The sequence below is a fragment of the Micromonospora sp. NPDC005197 genome (assembly GCF_040608295.1).
GTDB lineage: Bacteria > Actinomycetota > Actinomycetes > Mycobacteriales > Micromonosporaceae > Micromonospora.
On the sequence record NZ_JBEXHY010000001.1, the window covers coordinates 1 to 22,076 of the forward strand.

Consider the following 22,076-nt stretch of genomic DNA (forward strand, 5'->3'; position numbering starts at 1 on the left):
GGCCAAGAAACTCCCCCCCCGGTCTAAGGCGGGCCCGGAGTCGGGCCGGCCTTCGACGGGCTACAACCCTTCCGCGACCGCAGCGGCGATCTTCAACCAGGCGTCGCGGGTGGCCGAGGAGAGCGCGCCGTACCGGATCGGCTCGCCGCTGTCGATGAGTCGCTCGTACGGCGCCAGCAGCACCGCCCTGGTCCGGGCCGCGAAGTGCTCCTGGATGGCCGGAAGGTCGATCTCCTTGCGCGACGGCGGCATCGACACCACCGTCACCGCCTGCCGGACCAGCCGCTGCCGGCCGCTCTGCTCCAGGTGGTCGAGCATCCGGGCGGCCGTCTCCGCCGAGTCGTTACGGGCCGACATGGTGACCACGAGCTGGTCGGTGGCGTCCATCGACGCCTGCCAGTTCTGCGCCCGCACGTTGTTCCCGGTGTCCACGAAGATCAGCTTGTAGAACCGGCTGACCACCTCGCGGATCTCGGCGAACGCGGCAGCGGTCAGCATCTCGCCACCGGTCGCCGACTCGTCCGAGGCCAGGACGTCGAACATTCCCTCGCCCTGCGAGCGGACGTACTGCGACAGGTCACCGACCCGACCGTGCGCGCCCTGGAACTGCCCGAGGTCGCGCAGCATGTCCCGCACCGTGCGGGAGTGGAAGTCCTGCTGGGCCCGCATGCCGAGCGTGCCCTGGGTCTCGTTGTTGTCCCAGGCCAGCACATAGCCGCCACGCTTCTGCCCGAACGTCATGGCCAGCAGCAGGATGGCCACCGTCTTGCCGGCGCCGCCCTTCGGGTTGACCACGGTCACCTGCCGCAGTCCGCCGAAGTTGCGGCGCACCATCTCGATGTCCCGCTTGAGCTCCTGCTCGTGCCGCCCGGGCGAGAGCCGGAGCAGACCCATCTTGTTGACCACCGCGCGTACGCCCATGGTGGCCACCGGGTCGGCGGGCCGTACCTGCCGGCGGCGGGCGAAGTCCTCGGCCGTCGGCGCGGCCGTGGTCTCCGGAGTCCAGGTGGCGTCCGGGTAACCGGTGGCCGGCACCCGCGCCACCGGGTCGGTCTCCTGGTACTGCTGAGGCGGCGCCGGTGGAACCGCGGCCGCGCCCTGCTGCCAGGGCGGCGGATACCAACCCGGCGACGGCGGGAACGGCCCCGGCGGCGGGGTCGCCACCGCGCCCTGCTGCGGCGGCTCGACCGGTGCCGGGCCGGCCTGGCCGGGAATCGTCGGCGAGTACGTCTGACCGGCGTAGGTCTGGCCGGCGTACGTCTGCCCCGCTCCGGTGCCCTGGTCGACGGCGGGCGGTGGCGGTGGGACGGGCGGCGCGGGAATCGGCGGCGGCGCGACGGTGGCCTGGTCCTCGGCCGACGGGGGCGGGCTGGCCGGCCGCTGCGGCGGATACGCCCAGGGCGACTCGGTTGCCGGCCGTGCCGCCCCGACGGCAGGGCCGTGCTCCCCGGCACCGGCTGCTCCGCCAGCCTGCGGCACCGGCACCGCCGCTGCCGGGCCTGCGATGCTCGGACCTGCGGTGGTCGGCCCCGCGGTGCTCGGGCCTGCGGTGGTCGGCCCTGCGGTGGTCGGGCCTGCCGTGCTGGGATCTGCCGTCACCGGACCTGTGGCGGGCGGGCCTGCCGGGGTCGGTCGGTCGGTGGGCGTGGCTGCTGCCGCCGGGCGGTCCAGGGAGAACGGCAGGTCCAGGTCGACGCCGCCCGACGCGACCGGCGGGTCGGTGACCGGACCTGGGACAGGCTCGTCGGCCGGCGCCGCTCCGGCTGGGAAGCCCGTCGCCCCGGTTGCGGTGCCCGTCGCTAAGGCGGGGGTGCCCGTCGCTCCGGCTGGGATGGCCCCCGACAGCGTGCCGGTGGCCGGAGTGCCGGAGGTCGGCGGCGACGTGTCACTTCCTGGCCCGACGAGAGCACCCACGGCCGGCGGAACCGGTGCTGTCGACGGAACGGGTGGTGCGGGCGGAGTGGCCGGCGTCGGTGGCGCGGGCGGCGTGGGTGGAGTGGCCGGCGCGTCGGCCGGCGGCCAGCTCGGCTGCGCCGGTGCCCAACCCGTACCCGCCCCGCTCGGGCCGGTGGCCCCCCAGCCGCTCGGCGGCGGCACCGCCCCGGTCAGGGACGGGTAGTCCGACGGAGACGGCGGCGGCAGGGCTGCGGCGCCCGGCTGCCCGGGAACCGGCGGACGGCCGGTCGGCGGCGCGGTCACCGGCGGCGAGACGGCCGACGACGGCGCGGATGGTGGTGGCCCGTCCCGCCGCTCGGCGACCGCCGCCCACGGCGGCACCACGTCACCCGCGCCCCGCTCGGCCGGATCCGGCGGCCAGAGTGGTTCGATGTCCCGCTCCGGCACCGGCTGCTGGCCGGGCACCTGCGCCCGGTCGGCGTTCTTGTCCATTACGGTTCCTCCCCAGTCCTCCTGCGAGGATAGGCCCACCGGCCGATCGGGGCCGATCGGCGCAGTCGGGGTCAGACCACCCAGACCGCCCAGGCACCCGGTTCGATCCACCAGGAGCGCTTGCGGGTCAGCTCACCCTCGACGCCATCGTCGAGGTAGGGCACCTTTCCCTCCCGGGGCAGCACCGACACGGCCCGTCCCCGGGCCCGCCGCACCTCCAGGCGTACCCGCTTGCGTCCCAAGGCCGAGCGGACGACCACCGGGACGGCCACCGCTACCTCGACCTGGCCGTCGGCCGGGTCCGGCGCGGCCAGCAGCGTCACGTCGTCGAGCGACGCGTACCCGCCGGCATTTCCGATCGCGCAGGCCAGCAGCGGTTCGTCGCCGTCGGTGAGGATGGCGTCGTCCACCTCCACCCGGGCCCGCCAGTGCAGCGGGCGGCCCGCGTCATCGGCGGCGCCGAGCAGAGCGCCGTCCAGGGTCACCGAGCCGCCGTCGTTGCGCAGCAGGTCCAGCCGGCGTGGCGTGCCGTCCAACACGGCGGCGGCCACGGCCGCCGGGTCGCGGGGCAGCCCGAGCTGCGCGGCCAGGTCCCGGTGGGTGCCGCCGCGCGCTGGGTCGAGAGGGAGTACGGCGACCGGCGGCAGGTCGGGCAGGGTCCGGTCACCGCGCAGGTCAGCCGGACGGCGGCTCGGCGGTGGGGCGTACCGCCGGACGAGGCGGCGCAGCACGGCGCGCAACTGCGCGTCGCTCGCCGTGGCCACGACCAGCCGGGTCTTGCCGTCCGAATCCGGCCAGGTGAGACCGTCCGGGCGGGCCGGACCGTCGAGCTGGGCCAACACCGCGTCGATCTCCGCGTCCGAGCGGGCGGTGACCGTCTGCACCCGGGCGCCCCGGGCGGTCAGGGCGTCGGCGCAGGCCAGCACCGGCACCCGGGGCCGGTCGGTGGCGCACCGGTCGGCGTCACCCGGCGTCCCGCCAGGGTCGGTGCCGGCGTCGGTCGCCGTGCCAGCGGCAGCCCCGTCAGCGCCCTTGACGGCGGTGTCGGTTCCGGTCGCGCCGCCGCAGCAGGCCCCGCCGCTGCCGCAGCCCCCGGGAGCGTCGCGCTCCGATGAGAGGGTGAGCAGCACCACGTCGTACACGGAAGGAGCCTCCTGCCTCTCGACGCGACCCCTGCCGGTCGCGCCGTCACTACTTGTTAACCTGACACCCCGGGCTCGCCAACCGGTCGCCACCTGGCACCCGAGCCTTCTGGAGGCGGAAAAGATGCCAGCGATCGTGCTCATCGGCGCTCAGTGGGGCGACGAGGGCAAGGGCAAGGTTACCGACCTGCTGGGTGAGCGGGTCGACTACGTCGTGCGCTACTCCGGCGGCAACAACGCCGGGCACACGGTCATCACCCCGGACGGCCAGAAGTACGCGCTGCACCTGATGCCCTCCGGGGCGCTCTCGCCGAGCGCGATGATCATCATCGGCAACGGCGTGGTGGTCGACCCGAAGGTGCTGCTCGCCGAGATCGACGGTCTCGCCGAGCGTGGCGTGGACGTGTCCCGGCTGCGGATCTCGGGTGACGCGCACCTCATCATGCCGCACCACCGGGCGCTGGACCGGGTGGTCGAGCGGTACCTCGGCTCGTCCCGGATCGGCACCACCGGCCGGGGCATCGGCCCGGCGTACGGCGACAAGGTCGCCCGGATGGGCATTCGGCTCCAGGACCTGCTCGACCCGGGCATCCTGCGCAAGAAGCTGGAACTCGCGCTGCGCGAGAAGAACCAGATGCTGTTCAAGGTCTACAACCGCAAGGCGATCGACCTTGAGGCCACCGTCGAGGAGTACCTGGAGTACGCGGAGCGGCTCAAGCCGTACATCGCCGAGACCCGGGCCATGCTCTGGGACGCGCTGGACCGCGGCGAGACCGTGCTCCTGGAGGGCGCCCAGGCCACCATGCTGGACATGGACCACGGCACGTACCCCTTCGTGACGTCGTCCAACCCGACGGCCGGTGGCGCCTGCGTGGGCGCCGGCATCCCGCCGACCGCGATCAACCAGGTGATCGCGGTGAGCAAGGCGTACACCACCCGGGTCGGTTCGGGGCCGTTCCCGACCGAGTTGTTCGACGCCAACGGCGCGCACCTGCGCAAGATCGGCGCGGAGTACGGCACCACCACCGGCCGGGAGCGCCGGTGCGGGTGGTTCGACGCGGTCGTGGCCCGGTACGCCTGCCGCCTCAACGGCGTCACCGACCTGGTCATCACCAAGCTGGATGTGCTCACCGGGCTGCCCAAGGTGCCGATCTGCGTCGGCTACGAGATCAACGGCAAGCGGGTCGACGACATGCCGATGAGCCAGACGGACTTCCACCACGCCACGCCGGTGTACGAGGAGCTCGACGGGTGGTGGGAGGACATCACCAAGGCCCGCACCGTTGACGAGCTGCCGGAGAACGCCCGCCGCTACATCGCCCGCGTCGAGGAACTCTGCAACACCAGGGTCAGCGTCATCGGCGTAGGCCCAGGCCGAGAAGAAAACGTAGTCCAACACCCCCTCCTCCCCTAACCCCCCACCCACCCACCCCGGCCCCCACCCCGCCTGGCGTCCCCGCCCCCTTCGCCCTGTTGATCAAGAGCTTTGCGTCAGATTCGCGCGAGATTTTGACGCAAAGCTCTTGATCACCGGCGCGATGCGGGGCGGTGGGTGGGGTGGACAGTAGGATGCTCGGTTGTGCGGGTTCTTTTGGTGGGTGGTGGTGGGCGGGAGCATGCGCTCGCGCTCGGGTTGGCACGCGATCCGGCTGTTTCGGCGCTGATTGCCGCGCCTGGTAATCCGGGGATCGCCTCGGTTGCCGAGGTGCGGGCCGTGAACGCCTCCGATCCGGCCGCTGTCGCCGCGCTCGCCGTGGAGACTGCCGCTGACCTGGTGGTGATCGGGCCGGAGGCGCCGCTCGTGGCCGGTGTCGCCGACGCGGTACGTGCCAAGGGCATCGCCGTGTTCGGCCCGTCGGCCGAGGCCGCCCAACTGGAGGGCTCCAAGGCGTTCGCCAAGGACGTGATGACCGCCGCCGGTGTGCCGACCGCCCGGGCGTACGTCTGCACCGACGAGGAGACCACCGCGCGGGCGCTGGACGAGTTCGGCGCCCCGTACGTGGTGAAGGACGACGGTCTGGCCGCCGGCAAGGGCGTGGTGGTGACCGACGACCGATCCGCCGCGTTGGCGCACGCCGCGGAGTGCGGCCGGGTGGTGGTCGAGGAGTTCCTCGACGGTCCGGAGGTCAGCCTGTTCGTGGTCACCGACGGCGAGGCGGCGCTGCCGCTGCTGCCCGCGCAGGACTTCAAGCGGATCGGCGACGGCGACACGGGCCCGAACACGGGCGGCATGGGCGCGTACGCGCCGCTGCCCTGGGCCCCGCCCGGTCTGGTCGACGACGTCATGCGCGACGTGGTCCACCCCACCCTGGCGGAGTTGCGCCGTCGGGGCACGCCGTTCGCGGGCCTGCTCTACGTGGGCCTCGCGATGACGACCACCGGCCCTCGGGTGATCGAGTTCAACGCGCGCTTCGGCGACCCGGAGACCCAGGTCGTGCTCGCCCTGCTGGAGACCCCGCTGGGTGGGCTGTTGCACGCGGCGGCCACCGGAACGCTGGCCGAGCACCCGCCGCTGCGCTGGCGCGACGGCGCGGCGGTGACCGTGGTGCTCGCCGCGCAGGGCTACCCTGCCGCGCCGCGCACCGGCGACGTGATCACCGGCGCGGACCGGCCGGGCATCATCCACGCGGGCACCGTCCGCCGGGCGAGCGACGGCGCGTTGCTCTCCGCCGGCGGCCGGGTCCTCTGCGGTACGGCCACCGGCCCCGACCTGGCGGCCGCCCGGGATGCGGCGTACGCGCTGGTGGACGGGGTGGAGCTGGCCGGCTCGCAGCACCGCACCGACATCGCCACCGCCGCGGTCGAGGGCCGGATCACGATCCCGACCTGAGGGTCCCGCCTCAGCCGTAGTAGCGGCGTAGTTCCCGGGTGAGCACCTTGCCGGTGGCGTTGCGGGGCAGGTACTTCACGAAGACCACGTCCCGGGGTACGGAGAACCGGGCCAGGTAGTGCCGGACGTACTCACGGACCGCCTCGGGGTCGAGGGTCTCGCCGGGGTGCAGGGCGAGGAATGCGGCCAGTCGCTGGCCGTACTCGGGGTCGGGTACGCCGATCACGGCGGCCTCGCGTACCTGCGGTAGTTGGGCGAGCAGGTCCTCCACCTCGGACGGGAACACGTTCTCGCCGCCGGAGACGATCATGTCGTCGGCCCGGCCGTCGACGAAGAGCAGCCCGTCGGCGTTGAGCCGGCCGAGGTCGCCGGTGTCGAGCAGGCCGTCGCGGGTCTCCCGGCTGGCACCGGAGGTGTAGCCCTCGAAGAGCATCTCGTTGCCGACGAAGATGCGGCCGACCCGACCCTCGGGTATCGGCTGACCGTCGTCGTCGAGAATTTCCAGGCGGGTGCCGTGCGGCGGCCGGCCGGCCGCGGTGGGTGCCTGGCGCAGGTCCGGGGGACCGGCGATGGACGCCCAGGAGACCTCGGTGGACCCGTAGAGGTTGTAGAGGACGTCTCCGTAGACGTCCATGAACTTCGGGGCGAGCCCGCCCGGCAGGGCCGATCCGCTGACCGCGACGACCTTGAGCGGAGGGCGCGGGTCCGGTGGGGGCACTTCCAGCAGCCGTTGGAGCATCACGGGTACGGCGAAGAGGGCGTCGCAGCGGTGTGCCACCAGGGCGGCGATCGTGGCGGCCGGGTCGAAGCGGCGGTGCAGCACGATGGTGGCCCGCAACGCGAAGCAGACCTGCAGGGCGGCGAATCCCCAGGTGTGGAAGATCGGGGCGGCGATCAGCACCCGGTCCTTGGCGTGCAGCGGGATGCGGTCGATGATGGACACGAGCGGCCCGAAACCGCTGGGTGTGGGCCGGCGGGCGCCCTTGGGCGCGCCGGTGGTGCCCGAGGTGAGCACGATGATCCGGCCGTCGCGCTCCGGTGGGTGCAGCTCGCCGGGCAGTGCTCCGGCCACCAGCTCCTCGCGGGCGCGTTCGTCGAGGCGGGGCAGCTCGGCGGGGAGGCCGAGGACCCGTTCGGCGAACTCGTCGTCGTGCACCAGCAGCCGCAGCCGCTGCTCCTCGGCGACGGTGGACAGTTGGGCGGCGGAGAGCCCGGTGTTGACCAGGACCGCGTCGACGCCGAGCAGGGTCGCCGCGACGATGGTCTCGATCAGCCCGTGGTGGTTGCGGCACAGCACGCCGATCCGGTCGCCGGCCTGTACGCCGAGCCCGGACCGCATCGACCGGGCCATGCGTTCGGCCCGGTCGAGGAGCGCCTGGTAGGTCAGCTCGACGCCGTCCTCGTCGATGATCGCCGGCCGACCAGGGTCTCGGGCGGCTGCCTGGCGCAGTTCGCCGGCGAGACTCCACCCCCAGGTGCGCAACGCGTTGAGCTGTGAGGCGATCCGGATCGGGCGGCCCGGGGTGAGCAGGCCGCGCCGGGTCAGCGTGGCGACGACGAACGGCAGGTCCATGCCGCAGACCTCCTTGGGGTGGTACGCGGACGGGCAGTGGGACTCCCATCCGGCAGGGCGTCTTCCTTGATCATGCACCCGACGCGGCATCAGGCCCAGCCGGCGTCGGCATGGGGTGACGAAGACGGCACGGATAGGTAGGACGCCACCCCCTGGCCCGACCGCCAGTCGGGCCAGGGGGTGGCTGACCGGAGGCTCAGCGGATCTGCATGCCGGAGATCGCCCGGGAGATCACCAGTCGCTGGATCTCGGACGTACCCTCGAAAATGGTGTAGATCTTGGCGTCGCGGTACCAGCGTTCGACGGGGTGGTCGCGCAGGAAGCCGGCCCCGCCGAGCAGCTGCACCGCCTTCTCGGTGACCGACACCGCCACCTCGCCGGCCTTCAGCTTGGACATCGAGCCCTCGCCCGCGGTGAACGGGCGGTTGTTGCGGCCCATCCAGGAGGCCCGCCAGACCAGCAGCCGAGCCGCGTCGATCTCCATCCGCATGTCGGCCAGCGCGAACGCGACCGCCTGGTTCTCGATGATCGGCCGTCCGAACTGGACGCGGTCCTTCGCGTAGTCCAGGGCGTACTCGTAGGCGGCCCGGGCCACGCCGAGCGCCTGCGCGCCGACCGTGGGTCGGGACAGCTCGAAGGTGCGCATCGCGGCCTGCCCGCTGGCCCGTTGCCCGGTGCGGGCGCGGTCCAGGCGTTCCAGCAGAGCCTCCCGTCCGCCGAGCAGGCAGCGGCCGGGCACGCGTACCCCGTCGAGGAAGACGTCGGCGGTGTGTGACGCGCGCAGGCCGAGCTTGCGCAGCTTGCGGGTCGCGGCCAGGCCGGGGGTGCCGGGCGGTACGACGAACGCCGCCTGGCCTCGGGAGCCGAGCGTGGGGTCGACCGAGGCGGTGACCACGTGCACGCCGGCGATGCCGCCGTTGGTGGCGTACGCCTTCTGGCCGTTCAGGACCCACTCGTCGGTGGCCTCGTCGTAGACGGCCCGGGTGCGCATCGCGCCGACGTCGGAGCCGGCCTCGGGTTCGCTGGTGCAGAACGCGGCGACGGCTGGGGAGTCGACGTCGCCGAAGCACTGCGGCACCCACTCGATCATCTGTTCGGGGGTGCCGGCGCCGTAGATGGCGGCGACGGCGAGCGAGGTGCCGAAGATGCTCAGGCCGATGCCGGCGTCACCCCAGAAGAGTTCCTCGCTGGCGATGGGCAGGGAGAGTCCGGTCGGGTCTGCCCAGCAGGTGGCGAGGAACTCGAAGCCGTAGAGGCCGACCTTGGCGGCCTCCTGGATCACCGGCCACGGGGTGTCCTCGCGCTCGTCCCACTCGGCGGCGGCCGGGCGCACGACCTCGGCGGCGAAGCCGTGCACCCAGTCGCGTAGATCCCGCTGTTCCTCGTTCAGGTCAAGCGAGAACTCAGCCATGTCAGGCCTTGGGGATGTCGAACAGGTTGGCGATGTTGGCGGCGAGGCCGAGGTCGCCCTTCGCCTTCAGCTTGCCGGTCATGAACATCATCACCGGGTTGGCGCCGCCGGAGACGATCTTCAGGAACTCGACCGGGCCCATGGTCAGGCTCAGCTTCGGGTCGTGCTGCGGAGTCTCGTTCACCTCGCACTTGCCGTCGGCGATGACCACCTCGTAGGTGTCGCTGCCGCCGTCGGGACGACCGGTGATGATCCAGTGGATGACCGCGTTGGTGGAGCCGGCCCGGTCCGCGCGGAACAGCGACGGCATCCGGCCGAAGACCTCACCGAGGACCTTGCCGCGCAGGTCACCGGACATCACCTGGGCGATCTTGTCGTCCGGGGTGGACTTGACCAGCTGGGCGAACTCCTTGGGGCCGACGTTGGCGAAGGTGGCCGGGTCGAAGTCAGTCATGAGATGCGCCTTCCGGGAAGATTTACCTACTCGTGCGTAACCCTACGCACGAGTAGGTATGCTCGCAAGGTGTCCAGTGTCCCCGCCTTCAGGCGCCTGCCCCGCGCCGTCCGCGAGCAGCAGATGCTCGACGCGGCCGTGAAGGTCTTCTCCCGGCGTGGCTTCCACGCCGCCAGCATGGACGAGATCGCGGAGGACGCCGGCATCTCCAAGCCCATGGTGTACGCCTACCTCGGGACGAAGGAGGAGCTGTTCGTCGCCTGCCTGCACCGGGAGGGCACCCGGATGATGCAGGCCATCGCCGGTGCCGCCGCCCCCGACCTGCCGGCCGACGAGCGGCTCTGGCATGGGCTGCGGGCGTTCTTCGGCTTCGTCGGCGCGCATCGGGACGGCTGGGCGGTGCTCTACCGGCAGGCCCGGGGCGAGCAGCCGTTCGCCGGCGAGCTGGCCACCATGCGGGCCCGCCTGGTCGAGGTGGTCGCCGGGATGCTCGACCACGCGCTGCGCGCCGAGGGCCGCGAGATCGCCGCCCTCGACCTGGAGGTCGTCGCGTACGCCCTGGTCGGCGCGACCGAGTCACTGGCCGACTGGCTCGCGGACCACCCGGACGCCGACCCGGAGAAGACGGCCACCCGGATGATGAACGTGGCCTGGCTCGGCGCCGCCCAACTGCTGCACGGCGTCACCTGGCGTCCGCCGGCCGACCTGCTGTGACGGGTGTCAGGTCGATCCGCCCGGCCAGTTGCGGGCGGCGGCGCGGCGGTGCGCCCGGTGGCGCAGCCAGCGGACGGCCTCGATACCCAGCGTGACGAGCACCGAGAGGCCGATTCCGGCGAGGACGCCCTTGACGGGGTGGCGCGCGAAGGCCAGCCCACCGAAGTAGCCGAGCAGTCCGCAGTACACGGCCCAGGTGACCGTCGCGATCACGTCGTAGAGCAGGAACGACCGGCGGGGATACCGCACCGCGCCCATGGTGAGGGTGACCGCGGTCCGGCCGCCCGGCAGGTAGCGGGAGGTGGTCAGGATCAGCCCGCCGCGCCGGTTCAGCGCACGGCGGGCCCACTCGGAGCTGGCCCGCCGTCGGCTCCCGTCGGGAAACCCGGCGAGCCGGTTCGCGCCGCCACCGCGTCCGATGGCGTACGAGATGTGGTCGCCGACGCAGGCGCCCACCGCGGCGACGGCGATCACCGCCGCCAGGTTGGGGCTCCCGCCGGTGGAGAGCACGGCGGCGGTGATGACGGCCGCCTCGCCGGGTACGGCTGGAAAGAACGCGTCGACCGCCGTGAGCCCGAAGATCAGCAGGTACACCCACGGCGAGGTGATCAGCTGTCGGAGCAGGTCGAGGGCGGCGTCCATGCCCTCATGCTCGCCGGGTGCGAGCCGCCCGGTGGGCCGAGTCGGCGGATCACCCCCTTCGGTCCCGGGCGTCAGGCCGAGCGCACCAGGGCGGGTGGGGCGAGCAGTGGGCCGTGCGGGGTCTTGTCGTCGGCGGTGGGGCCGTGCGAGGCGAGCACCACAGGTGCGCCCAGCTCCGCGCCCACCGCCTCCTTCCAGTCCGTCGGCGGGTCGTCGTACAAGGGTCGGGAGCGCAGCAGGCGGTCGGTGAGCGCGGCCTGTCGGTCCAGGTCGCCGGGTGGGCCGGGGTCGAGCCGGTCGGTGGTGTCGTAGCGGCGGCAGATCCGCAGCTCGGGGCCGGCGAGGTCGAGGTGGGTCAGCGCCAGGCCGTCCACTCCGCCGGCCGCGGCGAGGGCGTACCGGTGGGCGACCGCGTCGAAGTGACCGAACCGGAACCGGCCCTGCCAGGGGTTGGTCGGGTTGTGCGGGTCGGCCAGCGGCAGGGCCGGGTCCTCGGTCACCAGCGGGCCGGGCCCGTGTCGGGTGGTGACGGTCCGCAGCACGCCGATCCGGGTCAGGTCGCCGGACCGACCGGCCTCGGCGAGCAGGCTGTGGGCGTTGGCGAACGTGGTGGTGCTCCACGTCGTGTACGGGTGGAAGCCGTGCCACTCGTCGAGCAGCACCCCCTGCGCGCCTTCGAAGACGCAGGTGCCGGCGCGCAGCGCTCGGGCGAGCCAGCTCCGGTCGACGACCGCGACCCGTGCGGCGAACCCGGTGAACGCGGGCAGGCAGTCGTCGACCGGTGGCGCGTCCAACGGGCCGAGTTCGGCGGTCAGCCGGTCCCGCAGGGCGGTCAGCCGGCGGCGCAGCAGCGCGGGGCGGTGGCAGTCGGCGACGCGGGGCGCGTCGTCGGGGTGGGCGAGGCCGTACGCGACGGCCTCACCCACCCCCAGCCCGCAGGAGCCGTGCCGGTCGGCTCCCCGGGCGATCTCCCGGGCGCGGTTGGCGGCCCGGTGGTACGGGGTGGCGAGCAGCGCGTCGGCGTCGACGGTCAGCCGGTCGAGCGCGTCGGGCACCCCGATCGTGGCGAGATGGTCGGCCTCGGCGGCCAGTGCCAGCGGGTCCACCACCACGTGCCGGGACAGGTGCGTACCGACGCCGGGATGGAACGTGCCCGCGCCGAACTGCGCGAACGTGTGGTGCCGCCCGTCGCGCAGCACGACGGTGTGCGCCGCCTGCGCGCCCCCGTTGAAGCGGACCACCGTGTGCACCGGGCGGGTGGCGCAGAGCCAGTCCACGACCGTGCCCTTGCCGGCGTCGCCGAAGCCGAGGTCGACCACCGCCACGTGCCTCACAGCCTCCTCACCCCGCCGGTGGTGTCGCGGAACGCCGGCAGGGTCGACACCTCGGCCCGCCGCCCCCGGCCGAGGCGGGCCAGGGCCTTCGAGACGGTGCCGGTGGCGCTGGAGCCGGCGTGGTCCAGGTGGCGCAGGCCCTCGTCCAGGTCGATGGCCTGCTCGCCGAGGCCGATGGTGAGCGCGATGGTCTCGCAGACGGCGTCGAGGTCATCGAGCACGACAGCGTTCTGCCCGAGCAGATCCCGCCAGAAGTCGAGCACCTTCGCGTTGCCGGCGTAGTGGCTGCCGGCGGGGAGCAGATAGTAGGTGTCCCAGCGGCGGGTCACCTCGTCGACGACCTGCCGCAGCGGCACGTCCTGCGCCAGGTCGTCGCCGATCAGGCCGGCCACCTCACGAGCCTTCACCTGCGGGTACGCCAGCTCGTCGCCGATGATGAACAGGTAGCCGCGCCGGCCGCGCTTCTCCCAGTTGTCGGTGACGGTGTGCCGGGCCATGAAGTACAGCGCCAGCTCGTACGACTCGCTCATCTGCCCGCCGCCACCGCCTTCGAGGACGATCCGGCCGAGGTCGTCGTCCATCCGGTTGTCCGACTCGAACTGGCCCACCTGCAACGGCACCCGGTCGCAGGTGGCGTCGCCGATCGCGCCGAACATGATCTGCGGATCGCTGGCGTACCCCTGCCGTTGCAGCAGGCCGAGCAGCTGCGGCAGCTTGGTCTGCAGGGCGCGTGGCACCCTGCGCATGGAGCCGGTCACGTCGAAGAGCACCGCGATGGGCGTCGACTGCGGGTGCTCGTCGGAGTCCCGGCTCTCCCGGCTCGCGTCGCGGGGGTCGAGCGCGGGGTGCACGGTGCGCGCCCCGCTGTCGCTGTAGGAGAAGGCGCTCCGGCCGGTGGACCGGCGGTAGCGGTCGGCGGCGTCGTACACGTCGGTGGACCAGATTCCACTGCCCATGACAGCTCCCTAGGGGGTGCGGGTGAACGGTCGGAAGGTGCGTGGCCCGTAGAGCCGGTCCAGCACCTGGTCGAGTTCGCGCAGCAGACGCCAGGCGTCGTCCGGGCGGGCGTCCAGGGGGCGCTGCCGGCACCCCTGCGCGAAGGCGTGCAGCTCGCGGGGTGCGCGCGGCCCCATCAGCCAGCTCATGCAGCGGCTGGCCATCGCGATGTCGGTGCCCGGGCCGCAGGGCCGTTTGCCGGGGACCTCCTCCGGATACCAGTCCTCCTGGCCCGGCACCAACGCCGGGATCGTGCTGCCGACGGCTGCGGAGAAGCACCAGTCGACAAGCACCACGCCGTGGGCGTCCGGCTCGATCAGCACGTGTCGCGGCAGGACCGCGCCGTGCACCACGCCCGCCCGGTGGGCCAGGCCGAGCACCACCAGCAGCCGCCGCCACATCCAGGCCACGTCCCGGGCGTCCAACCCGTCGGGGTACGCGCGCCGCACCTCGTCGAGGTCGTGCAGGCCGGGTGCGGTGGCGAGCACGGTGATCCGCCGTTCGGCACCGGAGGTGGCGTCGCGGTGCGGGAATTCGTCGACGAGCCGAGGCACGTACGGCAGGTAGCGCGGGTCGCCGCGCTCGGCGATGGTGCGCAGGGCGTGCGCCTCGCGGGCCATCAGGTCGTTGTCGGTGGGCCGTCGGGGGAGTTTGAGCAGCCGGTCGTCGCCCACGTCGTAGAGGTCGGCCAGGTCGCCCGAGTGGGCCGGCGTGCCGAGGCGGTAGTCGCCGAGGACGGTGACCCGCCGGGCCCGCCACCGGGTGGTGACGTGGATGAACGCGTCGAGGGCTTCGGCGCGTACCGCCGGGTCGGTCGGCAGGCGGTCGGGGTGCAGGGCCGCGACCAGCTCGCGGTAGCGGCGGGCCGGCTGGTCGGCGCCGAACAGATCGGCGTCGGTGCGGGCGGCCGCGACCAGGCCGATGGCCTCCGCGGCCCTCACCGCACCGTCTCCTCGCGGGCGGGGCGCAGCAGCGCCGGGTGCAGCAGGCGGGCGTCGCCGGCCCGGTAGAGCCGTGCGCGCGGGCCACCTCGGGCCCCGCCGCGCTCGGTGCTGGTGCCGGTGCTCTCCACGAAGCCCGGCACGGAGAGCACCTTGCGGTGGAAGTTGCCGGCGTGCAGCGGGTGCCCCCAGACCGTCTCGTAGACGGCGCGCAGCTCGCTGATCGTGAACTCGGCGGCGAGGAAGCGGGTGGCGAGCGGGGTGTACTCCAGCTTGGACCGGGCCCGCTCCAGCGCGTCGTCGATGATGCGGCCGTGGTCGAAGGCGAGCTGCCGGCTGGTCAGCGCGGTCACCGGCAGCCAGATCGCCTCGTCGGCGTCGGTGCCGGCGGCCGGGTCGGGCAGGTCGGGGGCGAACGCGAGGTGGGCGATCGAGACGACGCGCATCCGCGGGTCACGGTCGGGGTCGCCATAGCTGCCCAACTGCTCCAGGTGTACGCGCCGGAGCCCCTCCCCGCCGAGCCCGGTCTCCTCGGCCAGCTCCCGTCGAGCGCCGGCGGTCAGGTCCTCGTCGGGGCGGACGAAGCCGCCGGGCAGTGCCCAGTGCCCCGCGAAGGGCGCCTCGCCGCGCCGGATCAGCAGCAGGTGCAGGGCACCGTCGCGGATGGTCAGCGCCACCACGTCGACGGTCACGGCGACCGACGGGTAGGCCCGCGGGTCGTACGCGGCCAGGAAGTCCTGCTCGTTCATCTGGTCTCTCTCATCCTGAGAACATCTCGTTGTGAGAACAACGTAGCGCAGACGTACGCCCCTGCCAAGCCCGAATCAGGATCGGCAGGGACGCGTCAGCGCACGAGACCCGCCAGGTGCGGTCGGCCGCGCGAGTCGTGCAGGGCGAATGCCCCGTCCGGCAGGAGGGTGAAGTCCACAGTGCTCGGCAGCGGTACGGGCAGCTTGAACGCCACCTCGACGGTGCAGGCGTCCGGCAGCCGGGTCTCCAGCGCCGCGAGGCAGCGCGCCTTGCTCCACATGCCGTGCGCGATCGGCCGGCGGAAGCCGAACAGCCGCGCCCCGAGCCGGGAGGTGTGGATCGGGTTGTGGTCCCCGGAGACCCGCGCGTACTCCGTGCCGACGCGGGGTTCCACCCGCCAGCGGGCCGTGGCCGTGGGCGCGGTCGGACGCTCGCCCCGATCGCGCCCGCCGGGTGTGCGCTCCCGGCCCAGGTACGTCGAGACGCCGCGCCAGACCTCCTCGCCGTCGACCGAGCCGACCAGCACCACGTCCACCTGCCGCCCCCGGTCGTGCGGACGCAGGTTCTCGGCGAACGTCGTGAAGTCGAGGGCCTCGTCGGCGGTGATCGGGCGGTGCACGGTGATCCGGTTGCCGACGTGCACCACGCCGGTCAGCGGGATGGGAAAGCCCGGCGCGGTCATCAGTCGCAGGGTCAGCGGAAAGCCCAGGATGTGCGGGAACGTCGCGGGCAGCCGATCGGTGAGCCGGAACCCGCAGACCCGGTCGTAGTCGGCCAGGTGCGCCCGGTCGGTCCGTACCCCGGCCACGGTGAACTCGACCGCCGGCAGGTCGGCGCCGCGCCGCCCACCGAGTCCGGGCAGCGCGCCGAGCGCGGCCCGCCGGTACAGCGCGCCGGGCGCGGGCATCCGGGGCAGCTCGACGCGCGTCCGGCCGCCCGCGCCGGCCGCACCGGCACCGCTGAGGTCACTGGTCACCTCGGCCGCCGACGCGCTCAAGTCGTGCGTCTGCTCGATGCTCAGGTCGGCGCCGACGGCCTCCGGCCGGCGGATCGCGTCCAGCGTCTCGCGCGACAGGATCTCGGTCGGGCCCTCGATCAGCTCGTGGACCGACAGGTCGTCCGGCTCTCTCCGTTTGCCCATCACGCCCCCAGCAGGCTCTGGCCGCAGACCCGGACGACGTTGCCGCTGACCGCGCCGCTGGCCGGCCAGGCCAGCCAGCCGATCGTCTCGGCCACGTCCACCGGCAGCCCGCCCTGAGCCAGGCTGTTCATCCGCCGGCCCGCCTCGCGGACGACCAACGGGATGCGGGCGGTCATCCGGGTCTCGATGAAGCCGGGGGCCACCGCGTTCACGCTGATTCCCCGGTCGCGCAGGGCCGGGGCGAGCGAGTCGACCACGCCGATCACGCCGGCCTTGCTGGTGGCGTAGTTGGTCTGCCCCCGGTTACCGGCGATCCCGGCGATCGAGGAGACGCCGATGATCCGCCCGCCGGCCGGGATCAGCTCCCGCTCCAGCAGCACGTCGTTGATCCGCTCCTGACTGGACAGGTTGACGTCGATGACCTGGTCCCACCGGTCGGCGTCCATCCGGCCGAGCGTCTTGTCCCGGGTGATGCCGGCGTTGTGCACCACCGCGTCGACCCGACCGTGCCGGCTGGCCAGGTGGTCGGCGAGGCGGGTCGGCGCGTCCGGCGCGGTCAGGTCGAGCTGGACTGCCGTACCGCCGATCTCGTTCGCCACCGCGGCGAGGGCGTCCCCGGCCGCCGGGACGTCCAGGGCGACCACCTGCGCGCCGTCGCGGGCGAGGACCCGGGCGAGGGCCGCGCCGATACCCCGGGCAGCCCCGGTGACCAGCACGACCTGCCCGTCCAGCGGCCGGTCCCAGTCGGCCGGGGCGCTCGCCGCGCCGGCGCCGACCCGGATGACCTGCCCGGAGACGTACGCCGACCGGCCGGACAGGAGGAAGCGGAGGGTCGATTCGAGGCTTGTGCGGGTGCCGGCGGCGCTCGTGTCGCCTGTCACATAGACGAGCTGGGCGGTGGTGCCCCGACCGAACTCCTTGCCGATGCTGCGGACCAGCCCTTCCAGGGCGCGCTGCGCGGTCGCCGCACGCGGTGTCGGGCACTCGTCGGGCGGGGTGCCGAGCACGATCACCCGGCCACTGGGCAGCAGGGCCCGGGCCTGCGGGTGGAAGAAGTCGTAGAGCTGACGCAGCTGGGTCGAGTCGGTGATGCCGGTGGCGTCGTACACCAGGGCGCCGAAGCGGTCCTGTGCCTCGGCCGTGCCGGTGTCGCGCAGCTCGACCCCGGCGGCGGCCAGGATCGTGGTGACCGGCTCGGCGAGCCGGCCGCCGCTGGCCGCGCCGAGCAGGACCGGCCCGGTCAGCAGCGGGTCGCCGGGGTGGTGTCGGCGCAGTCGCGGCGGGTCGGGCAGCCCGAGGCGCTTGACCAGCGCGCGGCCGGCGGCCGATTGGACGAAGCTCGCGTACCTGTCGGTCATGGGCGTAGCCTACTGGCGAGTAAGGTTCGAGCAACACTTGTCGAGGAGGCGGATCGTGCAGAGCATCCGGCGGGTCGCGGTCATCGGGGGCAACCGCATCCCCTTCGCCCGTTCCAACTCCCGCTACGCGGACGCGTCCAACGCGGACCTGCTCGGCGCGGCGCTCGACGGTCTGATCGCCCGGTACGGGCTGGCCGGGCAGCGGGTCGGCGAGGTGGTCACCGGGGCTGTGCTCAAGCACTCCCGCGACTTCAACCTCACCCGCGAGGTGGTCCTCGGGTCCCGGCTCGACCCGCACACCCCCGCGTACGACATCCAGCAGGCCTGCGGCACCGGCCTGGAGGCGGCGATCCTCGTCGCCAACAAGATCGCCCTCGGTCAGCTCGACGTCGGCATCGCCGGTGGTGTCGACACCACCTCCGACGCGCCGCTCGCGGTCAACGAGGAGATGCGGCGCACGCTGCTCAAACTCAACTCCGCCCGGACGCTCGGCCAGCGGCTGAAGGTCGCCGCGAAGCTGCGCCCACTCCAGCCGTTCAAGCCGGAGATCCCGCGCAACGCCGAGCCGCGTACCGGCCTGTCCATGGGGGACCACGCCGCCCGCACCGCGCTGCGCTGGCAGATCGACCGGCGCTCGCAGGACGAGCTGGCACTGCGCTCGCACCAGCGGCTCGCCGCCGCGTACGACAGGGGTTTCTTCGACGATCTGATGACGCCCTACCTGGGGCTCACCCGCGATGCGAACCTCCGCCCGGACAGCAGTCTGGAGAAGCTCGGCGCGCTGCGACCCGTCTTCGGCACCCGTGGCCCGGACGCCGAGCACGCCACCATGACCGCCGGGAACTCGTCGCCGCTCACCGACGGCGCGTCCACGGTGCTGCTGGCCAGCGAGGAGTGGGCCGCCGCGCACCACCTGCCGGTGCAGGCCTGGTTCAGCCTGTCGGAGACGGCGGCCGTGGACTTCGTGCACGGCGACGAAGGGCTGCTGATGGCCCCCGCGTACGCGGTGCCGCGGATGCTGGCCCGCGCCGGGCTGACGTTGCAGGACTTCGACTACTACGAGATCCACGAGGCGTTCGCCTCGCAGGTGCTGGCCACCCTCGCCGCCTGGGAATCGCCGGAGTTCTGCAAGGACCGGCTGGGACTGGACGCCCCGCTCGGGTCGATCGACCGCGAGAAGCTCAACGTCAACGGCTCCTCGCTGGCCGCCGGGCACCCGTTCGCCGCCACCGGCGGCCGGATCGTGGCCACGCTGGCCAAGCTGCTGGCCGAGAAGGGCAGCGGGCGCGGGCTGATCTCCATCTGCGCGGCCGGCGGCCAGGGCGTGACGGCGATCCTGGAGCGCTGAGGCGTCCCTGTCGATCGACCTGTACGTCGTCCGGTCGCAGCGGGCGGCAAACCGCGGGCGCCGCAACGAACGGCGGACGATACTGGCACGGTGGAGGAGGACCTCGTCGAACTGCTGGCCTCGACCGGAGTCACCTGCCGGTTGTTGGTCGAGCAGACGCAGGGCCCATACCACCGAGCTGTGCATCCCGAGCGGCGGGAGATCACCGAGGACCGCGATGGTCTCCCGCTGCGCCTTGGGCTACGCCTATTGGCGGCGGACGCCACCACCCCCCTCGCGGACGTCCTCGTCGAAGTCTGGCAGGCCGACCACGTGGGCCGATACTCCGGCTTCCAGCCATTCGAAGCGAGGCCGGGACAGGTGGTCACCTCGGAGTCGGTGCCGCACGATGTGATCGCCGCCGGTGAGACGTACCTGCGGGGCAGCCAGCGCACCGACGAGCGCGGGATGTGCGCGTTCAACACGATCTACCCGGGCTGGTACGCCAGCCGTACCGTGCACATCCACCTCATCGCGCACCTCGGCGACCGCTCGGTGACCACGCAGCTCTACTTTCCCGACAGGGTCACCGACGAGGTTTTCAGTCGCCCGCCCTATCGGGGCCGGCCGCAGCGCGACACCACCAACGCCACCGACAGCATCTTTGCCGACGGCGGTGAGCAGATGATCCTGGACCTGCAAGGAGATCCGACGACCGGCTACACCGGGGTCCTCTGCGTCGTCCTCGACCGGCAAGCGCGACCTGCCTCGGCTCCGGGTCCTTCGGCGGAAAGCGACAGTTGATCGTGGCCAGCAAGGAGCAGATCGAGGCCACCATCGAGGCACACCTCGCCGCCGTCGGCGCCGCCGACGCTACCGCGCTGGCGGATCTCTACACACCGGATGCCCGTCTGCATGACCCCGCTGGCGGATCCCCAGTCACCGGCCGAACGGCCATCCAGCAGCACTTTGCCGGCGTGCTCACCAAGCAACGGACAATGGAACTCGTCATGGTGGCGATCGCCGACCACCACGCCGCGTTCCATTTCCGCGCCACACCAGCCGACGGCCCCACCAGAGAGGTCATCGACACCATGACCTTCGACGACCAAGCCATGATCACTTCAATGCAGGCGTACGCGAGCTGACACCAAACCCGGTCGGAGTAACCTGCGTGGCCTGCCGTCCGGCCAAGGGGAGGAATCGCTCCACCGAGGCCGCGAATGCTGAGGGGTCGTCGTCCGCCCAGGGGAAATGCCCAGCTCGTGGCTGCTGGCCGTTGCCGACGGTCGCTTCGAAGCAGCCCTGAGCGACCTGACCGAGGCAATGCACATCGGCTCGCCGCCCCCGGTCAGTAGAAATCCGCCAAGCTGCGCCCGGTCTTCGGGCTGGGCGAGGATCGCAACGTCGTGGGCCGGCAGGGCCAGGCCGCGTGAGTGCGGCCGTGCACGACACCCCGCGGGTGTGACCTGACCCGACCCGTCCCGCCGACCGGCCGGTGGGCCGGGTTGGCTGGGGCTGCGACCGGCGCGTACGCGAGAATGAGGTACGTGACGACGATCCCGAACGTGCTCGCCAACCGGTACGCCTCGCCCGAGTTGGTCGCCCTCTGGTCGCCCGAGGAGAAGGTCCGCATGGAGCGGCGGCTGTGGCTCGCCGTGCTGCGCGCGCAGCGTGACCTGGGCGTGGCCGTTCCGGACGGCGTGGTCGAGGCGTACGAGCGGGTGCTCGACCAGGTCGACCTCGCGTCGATCGCGGAGCGGGAGCGGGTCACCCGGCACGACGTCAAGGCCCGCATCGAGGAGTTCAGCGCGCTCGCCGGGCACGAGCACGTGCACAAGGGGATGACCTCCCGGGATCTCACCGAGAACGTCGAGCAGCTCCAGGTGCGCGCCTCGTTGGAGCTGATCCGGGACCGGGTGGTGGCCACCCTGGCCCGGTTGGCCCGGCTGGCGTACGAGCACTCCGAGCTGGTCATGACCGGCCGCTCGCACAACGTGGCCGCGCAGGCCACCACGCTTGGCAAGCGCTTCGCGTCGGCGGCGGAGGAGCTGCTGATCGCGTACGAGCGGCTGGAGGACCTGATCGGCCGCTACCCGCTGCGCGGCATCAAGGGGCCGGTTGGCACGGCCGCCGACCAGCTCGACCTCTTCGACGGTGACGCCGACAAGGTCGCCGAGCTGGAGCGACGGGTCGCCGAGCACCTGGGCTTCGCGCGGGTGCTCGACAGCGTCGGGCAGGTCTACCCACGCTCGTTGGACTTCGACGTGCTGTCGGCGCTGGCGCAGACCGCCGCCGCGCCGTCCTCGCTGGCCACCACGATCCGGCTGATGGTCGGTCAGGAGCTGGTGACCGAGGGCTTCAAGCCGGGTCAGGTCGGCTCCAGCGCGATGCCGCACAAGATGAACACCCGTTCGTCGGAGCGGGTGAACGGCTTCGCGGTGATCATCCGGGGTTACCTGTCGATGGTCGGCGAGCTGGCCGGTGACCAGTGGAACGAGGGCGACGTGTCCTGCTCGGTGGTCCGCCGGGTGGCTCTGCCGGACGCGTTCTTCGCCGCCGACGGGCTGTTCCAGACCTTCCTGACCGTGCTCGACGAGTTCGGCGCGTACCCGGCGGTGATCAACCGGGAGTTGGAGCGGTTCCTGCCCTTCCTGGCGACCACCAAGATCCTGGTGGCGGCGGTCCGGCGCGGCGTCGGCCGGGAGGTCGCGCACGAGGTGATCAAGGAGCACGCGGTCGCCGTGGCGCTGGCCATGCGCGAGAAGGGCGCCCCGGAGAACGACCTGTTCGACCGCCTGGCCGCCGACGGCCGCCTGGGCCTGTCCCGCGCCGACATCGACACCCTGGTCGCCGACCGCACCGCCTTCGTCGGAGCGGCGAAGACCCAGGTGGAAGCGGTAACCCGCCGCATCACCAAGGTGGTAGAAACCCACCCGGAAGCCGCAACCTACACCCCACCCCCCATCCTCTAACCCCGCCGACTCCCCCCCCGCGCCCCCGCGCCCGTCCCGCCCCAGCGTTCGTTGATCATGAAGTTATTGCCGCGACACGCCGACGCGCAGGGCAATAACT

General features: G+C 72.8%; 19 protein-coding genes. 7 read left to right on the forward strand and 12 right to left on the reverse strand.

The window, feature by feature from the left end:
• Window positions 1-60: 60 nt before the first annotated feature.
• Together ABZU46_RS00005 and ABZU46_RS00010 are read right to left on the reverse strand one after the other, a co-directional pair.
• The gene (locus ABZU46_RS00005; protein ID WP_354853410.1) at window positions 61-2,388 is read right to left on the reverse strand and encodes a chromosome partitioning protein; all 2,328 of its coding nucleotides are present in this window, start codon (window positions 2,386-2,388) and stop codon (window positions 61-63) included.
• 71 nt (window positions 2,389-2,459) lie between these two features.
• On the reverse strand, window positions 2,460-3,530 hold the full coding sequence (locus ABZU46_RS00010) for a hypothetical protein (RefSeq protein ID WP_354853413.1): 1,071 nt from the start codon (window positions 3,528-3,530) through the stop codon (window positions 2,460-2,462).
• 124 nt (window positions 3,531-3,654) lie between these two features.
• On the opposite strand from ABZU46_RS00010, the gene ABZU46_RS00015 reads away from it, so the two are divergent.
• Both ABZU46_RS00015 and purD read left to right on the forward strand, forming a co-directional pair.
• Entirely contained in the window at window positions 3,655-4,944 is a 1,290-nt protein-coding gene (locus tag ABZU46_RS00015; protein WP_354853416.1) for an adenylosuccinate synthase, read from the forward strand.
• A gap of 165 nt (window positions 4,945-5,109) precedes the next feature.
• Window positions 5,110-6,360 (forward strand): phosphoribosylamine--glycine ligase, encoded by a 1,251-nt coding sequence (gene purD / locus ABZU46_RS00020; protein ID WP_354853419.1) that lies wholly within the window; start codon window positions 5,110-5,112, stop codon window positions 6,358-6,360.
• 10 nt (window positions 6,361-6,370) lie between these two features.
• Here the strand turns inward: purD and ABZU46_RS00025 are convergent, their stop codons facing one another.
• The 3 genes from ABZU46_RS00025 to ABZU46_RS00035 form a co-directional block, all read right to left on the reverse strand.
• A complete protein-coding gene (locus tag ABZU46_RS00025) occupies window positions 6,371-7,933 on the reverse strand; it encodes an AMP-binding protein (RefSeq protein ID WP_354853422.1) in 1,563 nt (520 codons plus the stop codon).
• 196 nt (window positions 7,934-8,129) lie between these two features.
• A complete protein-coding gene (locus tag ABZU46_RS00030; RefSeq protein ID WP_354853425.1) occupies window positions 8,130-9,344 on the reverse strand; it encodes an acyl-CoA dehydrogenase family protein in 1,215 nt (404 codons plus the stop codon).
• A gap of 1 nt (window position 9,345) precedes the next feature.
• Window positions 9,346-9,798 (reverse strand): SCP2 sterol-binding domain-containing protein, encoded by a 453-nt coding sequence (locus tag ABZU46_RS00035; RefSeq protein WP_354853428.1) that lies wholly within the window; start codon window positions 9,796-9,798, stop codon window positions 9,346-9,348.
• A 69-nt stretch (window positions 9,799-9,867) separates the two neighbouring features.
• On the opposite strand from ABZU46_RS00035, the gene ABZU46_RS00040 reads away from it, so the two are divergent.
• Complete coding sequence (locus tag ABZU46_RS00040) at window positions 9,868-10,512, forward strand: TetR/AcrR family transcriptional regulator (protein WP_354853431.1); 645 nt, start codon at window positions 9,868-9,870, stop codon at window positions 10,510-10,512.
• Between the two features lie 6 nt (window positions 10,513-10,518).
• Here ABZU46_RS00040 and ABZU46_RS00045 read toward each other — a convergent pair whose 3' ends face one another.
• The 7 genes from ABZU46_RS00045 to ABZU46_RS00075 form a co-directional block, all read right to left on the reverse strand.
• On the reverse strand, window positions 10,519-11,154 hold the full coding sequence (locus tag ABZU46_RS00045; protein WP_354853434.1) for a DedA family protein: 636 nt from the start codon (window positions 11,152-11,154) through the stop codon (window positions 10,519-10,521).
• Between the two features lie 71 nt (window positions 11,155-11,225).
• Window positions 11,226-12,488: an adenylosuccinate synthetase gene (locus tag ABZU46_RS00050; protein ID WP_354853437.1), complete on the reverse strand. Its 1,263-nt coding sequence runs from the start codon at window positions 12,486-12,488 to the stop codon at window positions 11,226-11,228.
• The gene (locus tag ABZU46_RS00055; RefSeq protein ID WP_354853440.1) at window positions 12,485-13,444 is read right to left on the reverse strand and encodes a hypothetical protein; all 960 of its coding nucleotides are present in this window, start codon (window positions 13,442-13,444) and stop codon (window positions 12,485-12,487) included. Before ABZU46_RS00055 ends, ABZU46_RS00050 begins: the two co-directional genes overlap by 4 nt.
• Before the next feature lie 9 nt (window positions 13,445-13,453).
• The gene (locus ABZU46_RS00060) at window positions 13,454-14,425 is read right to left on the reverse strand and encodes a serine/threonine protein kinase (RefSeq protein ID WP_354853443.1); all 972 of its coding nucleotides are present in this window, start codon (window positions 14,423-14,425) and stop codon (window positions 13,454-13,456) included.
• On the reverse strand, window positions 14,422-15,174 hold the full coding sequence (locus ABZU46_RS00065; RefSeq protein WP_354853446.1) for an NUDIX domain-containing protein: 753 nt from the start codon (window positions 15,172-15,174) through the stop codon (window positions 14,422-14,424). Before ABZU46_RS00065 ends, ABZU46_RS00060 begins: the two co-directional genes overlap by 4 nt.
• Before the next feature lie 95 nt (window positions 15,175-15,269).
• Window positions 15,270-16,316 carry a MaoC/PaaZ C-terminal domain-containing protein gene (locus ABZU46_RS00070; protein ID WP_354853449.1) on the reverse strand — a complete coding sequence of 349 codons (1,047 nt, stop codon included), beginning with the start codon at window positions 16,314-16,316 and terminating at the stop codon, window positions 15,270-15,272.
• Window positions 16,316-17,674 carry a 3-oxoacyl-ACP reductase gene (locus ABZU46_RS00075; protein ID WP_354853451.1) on the reverse strand — a complete coding sequence of 453 codons (1,359 nt, stop codon included), beginning with the start codon at window positions 17,672-17,674 and terminating at the stop codon, window positions 16,316-16,318. The genes ABZU46_RS00070 and ABZU46_RS00075 overlap by 1 nt, the downstream gene beginning before the upstream one ends.
• Before the next feature lie 55 nt (window positions 17,675-17,729).
• On the opposite strand from ABZU46_RS00075, the gene ABZU46_RS00080 reads away from it, so the two are divergent.
• From ABZU46_RS00080 to purB, 4 genes are all read left to right on the forward strand, one after another.
• Window positions 17,730-19,022, forward strand: a complete 1,293-nt coding sequence (locus ABZU46_RS00080; protein WP_354853454.1) for an acetyl-CoA C-acetyltransferase — start codon at window positions 17,730-17,732, stop codon at window positions 19,020-19,022.
• A 90-nt stretch (window positions 19,023-19,112) separates the two neighbouring features.
• Complete coding sequence (locus tag ABZU46_RS00085) at window positions 19,113-19,805, forward strand: hypothetical protein (RefSeq protein WP_354853457.1); 693 nt, start codon at window positions 19,113-19,115, stop codon at window positions 19,803-19,805.
• A 2-nt stretch (window positions 19,806-19,807) separates the two neighbouring features.
• Complete coding sequence (locus ABZU46_RS00090) at window positions 19,808-20,149, forward strand: nuclear transport factor 2 family protein (RefSeq protein ID WP_354853459.1); 342 nt, start codon at window positions 19,808-19,810, stop codon at window positions 20,147-20,149.
• Between the two features lie 402 nt (window positions 20,150-20,551).
• Window positions 20,552-21,976 carry an adenylosuccinate lyase gene (purB, locus tag ABZU46_RS00095; RefSeq protein ID WP_354853461.1) on the forward strand — a complete coding sequence of 475 codons (1,425 nt, stop codon included), beginning with the start codon at window positions 20,552-20,554 and terminating at the stop codon, window positions 21,974-21,976.
• Window positions 21,977-22,076: the final 100 nt, after the last annotated feature.

Bases quoted from the DNA above. Each gene is read 5' to 3' on its own strand.
- ABZU46_RS00035 (WP_354853428.1), bottom strand. From the start codon at position 9,798: ATGACTGACTTCGACCCGGCCACCTTCGCCAACGTCGGCCCCAAGGAG.
- ABZU46_RS00030 (WP_354853425.1), bottom strand. From the start codon at position 9,344: ATGGCTGAGTTCTCGCTTGACCTGAACGAGGAACAGCGGGATCTACGC.
- ABZU46_RS00055 (WP_354853440.1), bottom strand. From the start codon at position 13,444: ATGGGCAGTGGAATCTGGTCCACCGACGTGTACGACGCCGCCGACCGC.
- ABZU46_RS00025 (WP_354853422.1), bottom strand. From the start codon at position 7,933: ATGGACCTGCCGTTCGTCGTCGCCACGCTGACCCGGCGCGGCCTGCTC.
- ABZU46_RS00075 (WP_354853451.1), bottom strand. From the start codon at position 17,674: ATGACCGACAGGTACGCGAGCTTCGTCCAATCGGCCGCCGGCCGCGCG.
- ABZU46_RS00070 (WP_354853449.1), bottom strand. From the start codon at position 16,316: ATGGGCAAACGGAGAGAGCCGGACGACCTGTCGGTCCACGAGCTGATC.
- ABZU46_RS00065 (WP_354853446.1), bottom strand. From the start codon at position 15,174: ATGAACGAGCAGGACTTCCTGGCCGCGTACGACCCGCGGGCCTACCCG.
- ABZU46_RS00005 (WP_354853410.1), bottom strand. From the start codon at position 2,388: ATGGACAAGAACGCCGACCGGGCGCAGGTGCCCGGCCAGCAGCCGGTG.
- ABZU46_RS00045 (WP_354853434.1), bottom strand. From the start codon at position 11,154: ATGGACGCCGCCCTCGACCTGCTCCGACAGCTGATCACCTCGCCGTGG.
- ABZU46_RS00015 (WP_354853416.1), top strand. From the start codon at position 3,655: ATGCCAGCGATCGTGCTCATCGGCGCTCAGTGGGGCGACGAGGGCAAG.